Annotated in this window: 11 protein-coding genes; 10 read left to right on the top strand and 1 reads right to left on the bottom strand. The window is 36.0% G+C overall.

The genetic code is table 11. The features are described from left to right. The first annotated feature begins 109 nt into the window (after positions 1–109). The 10 genes from AB1498_07875 to aroB are packed head-to-tail and all read left to right on the top strand — an operon-like array spanning position 110 to position 9,591. Positions 110–514 (top strand): DUF4340 domain-containing protein, encoded by a 405-nt coding sequence (locus AB1498_07875; protein ID MEW6088207.1) that lies wholly within the window; start codon positions 110–112, stop codon positions 512–514. 11 nt (positions 515–525) lie between these two features. Next, positions 526–1,512, top strand: coding sequence for a MoxR family ATPase (locus AB1498_07870; GenBank protein ID MEW6088206.1), 987 nt, complete (start codon positions 526–528; stop codon positions 1,510–1,512). A gap of 5 nt (positions 1,513–1,517) precedes the next feature. Further along, the gene (locus tag AB1498_07865) at positions 1,518–2,396 is read left to right on the top strand and encodes a DUF58 domain-containing protein (GenBank protein ID MEW6088205.1); all 879 of its coding nucleotides are present in this window, start codon (positions 1,518–1,520) and stop codon (positions 2,394–2,396) included. Positions 2,397–2,405: 9 nt separating this feature from the next. Then, on the top strand, positions 2,406–2,993 hold the full coding sequence (locus tag AB1498_07860; GenBank protein ID MEW6088204.1) for a hypothetical protein: 588 nt from the start codon (positions 2,406–2,408) through the stop codon (positions 2,991–2,993). Next, positions 2,986–3,975 (top strand): VWA domain-containing protein, encoded by a 990-nt coding sequence (locus AB1498_07855; protein MEW6088203.1) that lies wholly within the window; start codon positions 2,986–2,988, stop codon positions 3,973–3,975. The genes AB1498_07860 and AB1498_07855 overlap by 8 nt, the downstream gene beginning before the upstream one ends. Position 3,976: 1 nt before the next feature. Then, entirely contained in the window at positions 3,977–5,008 is a 1,032-nt protein-coding gene (locus tag AB1498_07850) for a VWA domain-containing protein (GenBank protein ID MEW6088202.1), read from the top strand. Continuing rightward, on the top strand, positions 5,005–5,817 hold the full coding sequence (locus AB1498_07845; protein ID MEW6088201.1) for a tetratricopeptide repeat protein: 813 nt from the start codon (positions 5,005–5,007) through the stop codon (positions 5,815–5,817). The genes AB1498_07850 and AB1498_07845 overlap by 4 nt, the downstream gene beginning before the upstream one ends. Next, entirely contained in the window at positions 5,807–7,648 is a 1,842-nt protein-coding gene (locus tag AB1498_07840) for a BatD family protein (GenBank protein ID MEW6088200.1), read from the top strand. Before AB1498_07845 ends, AB1498_07840 begins: the two co-directional genes overlap by 11 nt. Beyond that, positions 7,633–8,406 (top strand): SH3 domain-containing protein, encoded by a 774-nt coding sequence (locus tag AB1498_07835; GenBank protein MEW6088199.1) that lies wholly within the window; start codon positions 7,633–7,635, stop codon positions 8,404–8,406. Before AB1498_07840 ends, AB1498_07835 begins: the two co-directional genes overlap by 16 nt. Before the next feature lie 48 nt (positions 8,407–8,454). Beyond that, positions 8,455–9,591 (top strand): 3-dehydroquinate synthase, encoded by a 1,137-nt coding sequence (gene aroB, locus AB1498_07830; GenBank protein MEW6088198.1) that lies wholly within the window; start codon positions 8,455–8,457, stop codon positions 9,589–9,591. On the opposite strand, the gene AB1498_07825 is transcribed toward aroB, so the two are convergent. Beyond that, the gene (locus tag AB1498_07825; protein ID MEW6088197.1) at positions 9,521–9,790 is read right to left on the bottom strand and encodes an FmdB family zinc ribbon protein; all 270 of its coding nucleotides are present in this window, start codon (positions 9,788–9,790) and stop codon (positions 9,521–9,523) included. The two genes, aroB and AB1498_07825, sit on opposite strands and share 71 nt — an antisense overlap. Positions 9,791–9,979 lie beyond the last annotated feature (189 nt).

The following is a 9,979-nucleotide window of genomic DNA, read 5'->3' as shown; positions in this document are numbered from 1 at the left end:
GATACTTTTTTGGGAACTTTGTTCCTAATAGCTTTCATGCCGGTCTCCTTTATAACACACTATAAAAGATTCGGCTGAAAGCTATTTTTTTATATACTTTTTTTTAAATTTGCCAAACTCAAGTATAAATATTAAAAATAGAGAGAAATTAGACATTGAGAAAAATAAAGAAAATAAATGGTTAATTGCGGGTGCTGAAGAAAAAAGTTTAAATCAGGATGTCCAGAATATAATAAATGAATTAGGTAATATTTCAGTTGAAGAATTTGTTGGAAAAGGCCCATCATCCCTGAAGGATTATGGATTGGCTGACCCTTTTTACTCAATAACGGTTGATATTGACCAGGGTGAAACGGTTAGTCTAAGTTTCGGTAAAATAGAAAATAATCTTGTTTATACAATGAAAAACAGGGAAAAAATGTTTTATAGGGTCAGAAGAAATATTATTGATAATCTTGAAAATTTATATGTAAATAAAGAAAAAAAGGACGCAGCCGCTGCTAAAAAGAAATAACGGAGCAAAATATGAATAACGATATCAGATTGATAAATGAAAAGATTAAAGAAGAAAGTATTTTTATCCAGTCATTAATTTCTGAAATAGGCAAAGTAATAGTCGGGCAGAAATATTTAGTGGAAAGGCTTATAATCGGGTTGCTTGGGAACGGGCATATTTTAATTGAAGGGGTGCCGGGTTTAGCCAAGACCCTTGCAGTAAAGACATTATCGGATGCCGTCCAGACAAAATTTCAGAGAATCCAGTTTACGCCTGACCTTTTGCCGGCGGATTTAGTCGGTACATTGGTATATAACCCTAAAGACGGCTGTTTTACAGTAAAAAAGGGCCCGGTTTTTGCAAATATTATCCTGGCGGACGAAATTAACCGCGCACCCGCGAAGGTCCAGAGTGCGCTTTTGGAAGCCATGCAGGAGCGCCATGTCACCATCGGACAGGACACCTTTAAACTGGATGAACCCTTTCTTGTGCTGGCTACCCAGAACCCGATAGAGCAGGAAGGCACGTACCCGCTGCCTGAAGCACAGATTGACCGTTTTATGCTGAAACTGAAAGTGAATTACCCGGATAAAAGCGAGGAAAAAATGATAATGGAACGGATGACTTCAGGAAGCAGTATTGATATAAAAAAGGTCATTGAACCGAAGGAAATTTTACATGCGCGTTCTTTGATATATGAAATTTATATGGATGAAAAGGTGAAAGATTATATTGTTAATGTAACAATGGCAACTAGGGATCCTGAAAAGTATGGCTTGAAATTAAAAAATCTTATAGCGTTCGGAGCTTCTCCCAGAGCGACTATTTTTCTTAACATCGCAAGCCGTGCGCACGCATTTTTGCGAGGCAGGGGATATGTTACCCCTGAGGATGTTAAAATGATTTCCTATGATGTCCTGAGGCATAGAATCATTCTTACTTACGAGGCCGAGGCAGAGGAAATTAAAGCGGAAAATATTATTCAACAGATTCTTGATAACATTGAAGTCCCGTAATTCAGATGATCCCGGCAGAAATAATAAAAAAAATAAGAAAAATTGAAATCAGTACCGGAAAACTGGTTAATGATGTGTTTTCAGGCGAGTACCACAGTGTTTTCAAAGGCCGGGGCATGGAATTTTCTGATGTGAGGGAATACCAGCCCGGTGATGATATTCGTACAATCGATTGGAATGTTACCGCCCGCTTGAACCACCTGTTTGTTAAACAATTTGTTGAAGAAAGAGAATTGACTGTAATGTTTTTGGTGGACGGTAGTGCATCGGAGAGTTTTGGTACCAGGGACAGAATGAAGGGGGAATTAGCCTCTGAAATATGTGCCATTCTCGCATTTTCCGCAATTAAAAACAATGACAAGGTCGGGCTTATAATTTTTACTGACAAGGTAGAAATATTTATACCGCCGAGAAAAGGCCGCCAGCACGTCTTAAGGGTAATCAGAGAAATTTTATATTACAGGCCGCAGGGAAAATCCACTAATATTAATTCCGCTCTTGAATATTTAAATAAGGTTATTAAAAGAAAAACGGTAACATTCTTAGTATCGGATTTTTTAACAAAGGGATACGAAAAACTCCTGAGGGTAACAAACAAAAAACATGATGTAATTGCAATAATCATTAGTGACCCGAGAGAAATTATCCTGCCGGCTTTTGGTTTTATCGATTTGGAAGACGCGGAAACGGGAGAAAGGATGCTGATTGACTGCAGTGATGAAAATTATATTAAAGAATACGCGGAATTATCTTTAAGAACGCAGGCAAAAAGAAACAGTTTATTTAAAATGATGAAAATTGATTTTATAGAAATTGCAACTGATGTTTCTTACACAAATTCTTTAATATCATTTTTTAAACGCAGGGCTAAAAGGTTTCGCTGAAATTGGAAAATGAAATACTTCATAAATCTTATTTTAATAAATACAATTAATAATATCAATAACGGTTTTAATGAGGGGGATATAAGGGACATAAAGCCTATTATTGAATATGATTTGAAATATATGTATTTATTAATGGTTTTGTTGTTAACCGCGTTTGTGTTTGCCGTTATTTTGCTTATCAGGAAGAAATCAGACGCCGGTAAAAGAGAAGAAGTAATTTTACCGCCTGATGTTGCCGCCATGGATAAAATTAGAAAGTTAAAAGAGTCAAAACTTATTGAACAGGGTAAAATTAAAGAGTTTTACACGATAATATCCGACATAATACGGGTATTCTTCGAACAAAGATATAAGATATCCGCACTTGACCAGACCAGTTATGAATTGATATGGGAACTAAAAAACAAAAATTTGATTGACAATAAAGCAGAAATTGTCCGGGATTTTCTTTATGATTGTGATTTAGTGAAATTTGCAAAATATGTCCCTCCCGCGGAAGATTCAGATAGAATGTTAAATACAGCAGAAGGAATAATAAATTTTGCAAAGAATGACCCTGTGAAAAATCCGGCGGAGATAAAAACTGATGTTTAGATTCGCAAATCCGTATTTTTTAATATTGCTTATTTTTATACCTTTATTATATTATTACCTGAAATACCGGACAAAAAGGCAGGCTGCTATAAGGTATTCCACTTTAGGAATATTTAAGGAATTAGGATCACAAAAAAAAATATTTTATAGAAAATTGCTGGATTTAAGCCGTATACCTGTTATTGTCCTTTGTATTATTGCCCTGGCAAGGCCGCAAATGGGTTCAAGTACGGAAGAAATAAACGCGGAAGGCATAGATATAATCCTGACAGTTGATATATCGGGCAGCATGGGTTCTGAGGATTTTAAACCAAAAAACAGGCTGAACGTTGCCAAAGAGGTTATAAAAGAATTTATTAAAGGAAGAAAAAACGACCGGATAGGACTTGTGGCATTTTCCAGCCAGAGTTTTACTCAATGCCCGCTGACTTTGGATTATAATCTGTTATTAAAGCTTGTTGATAAACTAAATTTAGGAATGATAAAAGACGGAACGGCGATAGGGATGGCAATTGCTAATTCTGTAAACCGCCTGCGGGATTCAAACGCGAAAAGTAAAATAATTATCCTTTTAACGGACGGGAGGAACAACACGGGCGAGATTGACCCCGTTACCTCCGCCAATCTGGCTGATACGATGGGTGTAAAAATATATACTATAGGTGCCGGCAAGCCGGAAGGCGGGCTTTTCCCTGTCGATGATCCTTTTTTCGGGAAAAAATATGTTACTGTCCCGAACGATCTTGATGAAAATATTTTAAAACAAATAGCTGATATGACCGGAGGATTGTATTTCCGTGCAGACAGTGAAAATAAATTACATGAAATATACAATCAAATTGATTCCATGGAAAAAACAGTTATTAAAAGAAAAGAATACAAAAGATATAATGAGCTGTTTCGTTATTTTCTCATATCCGCGTTTGTTATTTTAACATGTGAATTAATAATAGGGCAGACTGTTTTTATAAAAATACCTTAACATGAGATTTCAATATCCTTTATTATTGTTTTTTTTACCGGTTTTTTTAATAGGCCTGTTTATATTCTATTATTATGTATTTAAAAGAAAACGTTTTTTATATGAGGAATTTGCTGATTTAACTCTTTTTACTAAATTAACTCCTTATTTGAATAAAAGGCAGGCTTATGTAAAAGCAGTAATTTTAAGCGTGGCTTTTCTCATGTTCATTGTTGTTCTTTCACGGCCGCAATTCGGCAAAAAGATAATCGAGTTAAAAAGGACCGGCATTGATTTGGTCATTGCGGTTGATACATCCTTGAGCATGCTTGCTGAAGATATGAAACCAAACAGGCTGGAGCGCGCCAAAATGGAAATCAGCAATTTGATGGATATTTTACAGGGAGATCAAATAGGATTGGTTGTTTTTTCCGGAGAGGCGTATATCCAGTGCCCTTTAACATTGGATTATGATGCTGCAAAGATGTTTTTGGAAATAATTGACACGAAAAGTGTTTCTCAGCCGGGAACAAATCTTGGCAGGGCAATATTAAAGGCAATGGATTCTTACCCGGAGGGCCAAAAAAAGTATAAAGCGGTAATTCTCCTGACAGATGGCGAGGAGCATGAAGGCAATGCCCTCGAAATAGCGGAAAAAGCCGCTTCAGAGGGGATTAAAATTTATACTATTGGTATCGGGACGGGGTCAAATGAACCTATACCGCTGAGGGACAGCGAAGGCAAAATAATAGGTTATAAAAAAGACAAATACGGCCAGATGGTTTTGAGTAAATTGGATGAAAATACACTGCATGACATTGCGGCAAAAACCGGGGGAAAATATTACCGGAGTTCAAATACAGGTATTGAACTCGAAAAAATATACAGGGATATTTCTTCAATGGAAAAGAAGGAGTTTGAAGATAAAATGGAAATCCAGTATGAAGACCGTTATCAATTTTTGTTAGTTATTATCATATTTCTTTTGATAACTGAATTTCTGTTAATAGAGCGGAAAGACATTAAGAAAGAGTGGCATGGGAGTTACGAATGAAAAAAAACAAAACAATTTTAATTTTTTTATTGTTCTTATTCTCAGGCTGGGATATGCCAATTTTTTGGAAAAAAAAGAAAGCCGATAATCTCTATTCCCAAAAAGAGTATTTAAAAGCCTTAGACCTGTACCAGGATATCCAAACAAATGGTAATGATAAAGCGGTTGCCGGTTATAATAAAGGTAATACGCTATACCGTCTGGGGAGGTATGATGAAGCAGAAAATGCGTTAAAAAAGGCACTGCAGTCAAAAGATGAAAATGTCCTGGAAAAAGCACATTATAATATCGGGAACGCATTATACAGGCAGGGGAGGCTCGAAGAAGCCATTAAATCCTATGAAGAAACCCTTAAAATTGATTCAACGGATGAAGACACAATATATAATATAGAATTTATAAAGAAAAAACTCCAGGCAGAACAACAGCAGCAAGACAAAAAAAAGGATAAAAATAAGAACGAAAACCAGGATAAGCAGAACAAGCAGGAAGAACAAGGTAAAAAGCAGACAACAAGCGATCAAAAACAGGATAAAAAGGAAAATAAAAACGAAGGGGAATCCAGGGACATTAAAAAACAGGCCCATGAAAATAAAAAAGAAAACAAATCTGAATCTGAAAAAGACAAGAAAAACAACAAAAAGAATACCGGTAAAAAAGATAAAAACAGCCCGGAGGAAAAGGCAAAAACAGAACAGGCCAGGCAAATATTAGATGCCATAAAGCTTGATGAAAAGAAACTCAAGCAGAATTTAAACGAAAAAGAAGAATTTAACAAGCAGGAAGAAAAAGTCGAATATGACTGGTGAAATAAAAGTTAAAAGTGAAAAGTTAAAAGTGAAAAGTTGTAGCATCCGCCTGAGGCGGGTAAAAATATTATTATTTTTGCTGGCTTTAGTCCCTGTTAAAATTTTTGCGCAAGAAATATCCATTTCCGCCGTGGTGGATAATAATAAAGCAGCACTTGACGATTTGATTGTGTTAACAATTAACATCAGCGGGAATGTCAGTTCAATACCTAATCCAACCCTGCCTAAGCTGCAGGATTTCCATGTTTACTCGTCTGAAAGTTCCCAGAATGTTTCTATCATTAATGGGAAGATGTCGGTTACTACAAGTTTTAACTATGTCTTAGCCCCTAAAAAAGAAGGAAAATTTGTTATTGGGCCGGTTGAACTTTCTTTCAGGGGCAGGGTTTATAAAACCGAACCAATAAATGTCGAGATTACGCCTTCGACCCGGAAAGGGCAGGCCAAAAGCCAGCCGGCGGCAAAACCTATAACAAGGGGAAGCAGAAGCGGGGATGGAGACGTTTTTATAGAGACAAGTGTAAATAAAAAAAGAGCATATTTAAATGAACAGGTAACTCTTTCTTTTAAGTTTTATACCAGAATCAGGCTTTTTGAAAATCCTGAATACATACCTCCGGAAAAAACGGGTTTTTGGGTGGAAGATTTGCCGCCTCAGGTTACAGGCTATGAAAACAGGGACGGCAGTCAATATCAAGTGACAGAAATAAAAACAGCGCTTTTCCCTACAAATTCAGGTAAATTAACTATTGGCCCGGCTACCTTAAAATATACCGAAAGCAGCGACCCGTTTGGTTTCTTTTTAAATTCAAGGCCGGTTACATTGAAAACGGAACCTATTACTATTGATGTGCTGCCGCTCCCTGAAGAAAAACCCGGTTATTTCAAAGGGACGGTGGGTGTTTATAATATTGAAAGTGAAATTGATAAAAATGAGGTCCAGGCGGGAAAACCCATTAATTACAAGATAAAAATAAAAGGAGAAGGCAATATAAAAGTAATCAATGAACCGGAATTGGGTTTGCCGGACGATTTTAAAGTTTATCCATCGGGAAGTTCAGATAATGTGAAAAAGATGAATTACAGGGTTCAGGGTGACAAGACTTATGAATATTATATAATACCAAGAAAACCGGGAAAGCTGACTATACCTGGAATAAATTATCCGTGTTTTAACCCTGAAACAGGGAAATATGTGACTTTAAAAACAAAGGATTTTCTGATTACCGTCAAACAGAGCGCGGAGGAAGAAACTGTAAAAGAAAATTTATCAGGTGGTTCTCCTGTTAAAGAAGAAGTCAGGCTGATTACGAAAGATATCCGCCCCATAAAATTATACTTGAGTTCAAAAAAAGAGAGATTACTGGTAAAAAAACATTTATTGCTTTTAATAATAAGTTTACCAATGTTGTTGTTGATTTTTGCTAAAATTTATTCAAGACACTATGAGCAGATTGAGTTTAATCCGGTTTATAAAAGGGAGAAAAGAGCGAACAAATTAGTTCAAAAAAGATTTAAGGAAGCAAATAGGTTAATGGTTTCAGGCGATAAAAAGGACTATTGCCATTTAATTGCAAAATCTATCCTGGGTTTTATTGGCGATAAATTAAATATAGCTGAAATGGGTCTGACATCTGAAACATTGAAAGATATTCTTAAAGTGAGGAATATATCCGAGGACGCGCAAAAAAGAATTATAGAATTTTTAGATAAGTGTGATTATATCGAATTCAGCCCTGTAGAACCTGAGCCGGGATGGAGAAATAAAATTTACGATGAAGCGAAGGAGATAGTATTATTCCTGGAGAAACAAAAATGGCAGAAAAACTGAAATATTTATTTTTAATATTTGTAATTATTTTAACATTAAATTGCGGGATATCAGCTATAGAAAATGATAATCCGCCTGAAGTATTCAGGACCGCAAATAATCTATATGAAAAAGCGGATTTCCATGGAGCTATTGAGAAATATCAAAGCCTGGCTGAGGGGGGCATTAGAGATAAAAGCATTTATTATAATCTTGGCAATGCGTATTATAAAACCAATAAAATCGGGCTGGCTGTTTTGAATTACAAGAAAGCGCATAAATTATCACCGCGGGATAAGGATATTACTGCCAATTTGGCATTTATGCGCGAAAGAGTTGTTGATCAAATCAAATATGAAAAAAACCTCCCGCAAATAATCTGGGAAAATACCATCTCAATCCTGACGGCCAATGAATGGGTAATATTATGCACTATTTTATATTTGATATTCATGTCTTTATTAATAATTTGCGTCCTTAAAAAAGATATTTCTGACGAAATAAAATTCTATAAAAACATGACTTTTATTATTTTTTGTTTTGTATTGATATTTTCCATTTCTTCATATATTGCCGGCAGGCAGATGGAAGCTGTTATTACTTCTGATGAGGTTGATGTAAGAAACGGCCCCGGTGAAAATTATTCAAAAGGATTTATCCTCCATGAAGGTACTGAGGTATTTGTTGAAAATGATTCAGGGGGCTGGCTGGAGATTATATTGCCCAACGGATTAAAAGGATGGATAGAGAAAAATAATATTCAATTCACAAAAGATTGAATCTATAGTATTATTAAAACTTGCAGGATAATTGTATTCAGGAGCAGGATGAAAAAAATAAACGTTAATTTAGGGACAAGGTCTTATGAGATTATTGCGGGTTATGATATATTAAAAAATCTCGGGGAATATATTAATGAAAAAGCAATAGGAAAGGACGCTTTTTTAATAACCAACAAGCCGTTAAACCGTATTTACGCAAGAGATGTAAAACAAGCTTTAAATAAAAATAGAATTAACGTGGAAAATGTTGTTTTGCCTGACGGTGAAGACCAGAAGAGTCTGGATAACTGGAAATTATTATTAGAGAAACTTACAAGATTTGACGGCCTGGGAAAAAGGGTGTTCATTATTGCTTTTGGGGGAGGAGTGATCGGGGATTTAGCCGGGTTTGCTGCGGCAAGTTACCGCCGGGGAATAAATTATATCCAGGTCCCAACGAGCCTTTTATCCCAGGTTGATTCAGGCGTGGGGGGGAAAGTAGGCGTTAATTTTATGAATATAAAGAATCTTGTCGGTTCTTTTTACCAGCCAAAACTTGTATTGGCCGATGTTAAACTTTTAAATACTCTGCCGGAAGAAGAGTTCAGGTCGGGTTTGGCGGAGGTTATAAAATATGGGGTAATTTATGACAAGAAACTTTTTGAGTTATTAGAAAAAAATATTGAATCAATCATTGGACTTAATCATAAAATACTTGAAGATATAGTCGCGGCCTGTTATAAAATAAAGGCGGGTATTGTTGGTGAGGACGAATTGGATAAAACCGGCAAACGCGCGATTTTAAATTTCGGGCATACTATCGGCCATGCCCTGGAAGGCTCAAACCAATATTCGTATCGTCATGGAGAGGCAGTTTCTATTGGTATGGTTTGCGCTGCCGAAATTGCGGTTGAACTTGGGTTGTGTTCCCGCGGCGTTTTAATGCGGCTTGAAAGTTTACTGAAAAAAACGGGGCTGCCTGTAAGGATTAAAAAAGGCAATATCGATGATATTATTGCAGCAATGGGTCATGATAAAAAATTTATTTATGGAAAAACCAGATTTATTCTGCCTGTTCGAATAGGGAAAGTAAGAGTAAAAGATAATATTGATATAAAATTAATTAAGAAAGTTATTTTTTCCCGCATCCTTCACAGGACTTGGGACAGCTTGAAGATGAAGGGGAACTGTGTTCTGCTTTAGATTTCTTTTTATAATCCGGGCTGCGGTAGTCAGTGCTGTAAAAACCTCCCCCCTTGAATATAATCCCTGAGCCTTTTCCGATAAGCCGTTTTAATTTGCCGCGGCATTTCGGACAGGTCTCAAGAGGCTTATCGGTTATTTTTTGAAATTTCTCAAAAACTTCCTTGCATTTTTGACATTCATAATCATAAGTAGGCATTGTTACTCTCCAAATTTATCAATATATAACAAAATTTTAATGTATTGTCAATAATAAAAAATGAGAAGTATCCCCAAAATTTCAGCGTCAAAATAAAGCCGTTTGATAAATCAAATTATTTGTTTGGCCTGTTTTATTGAAAACTATGCCTGAATACTTTGCAAATATTTCTTTTATTCCGTCAGCAAT

It is taken from the genome of bacterium, from assembly GCA_040754625.1.
Lineage (GTDB): Bacteria > JACRDZ01 > JAQUKH01 > JAQUKH01 > JAQUKH01 > JAQUKH01.
This window is presented reverse-complemented; position numbering and strand designations above follow the sequence as displayed.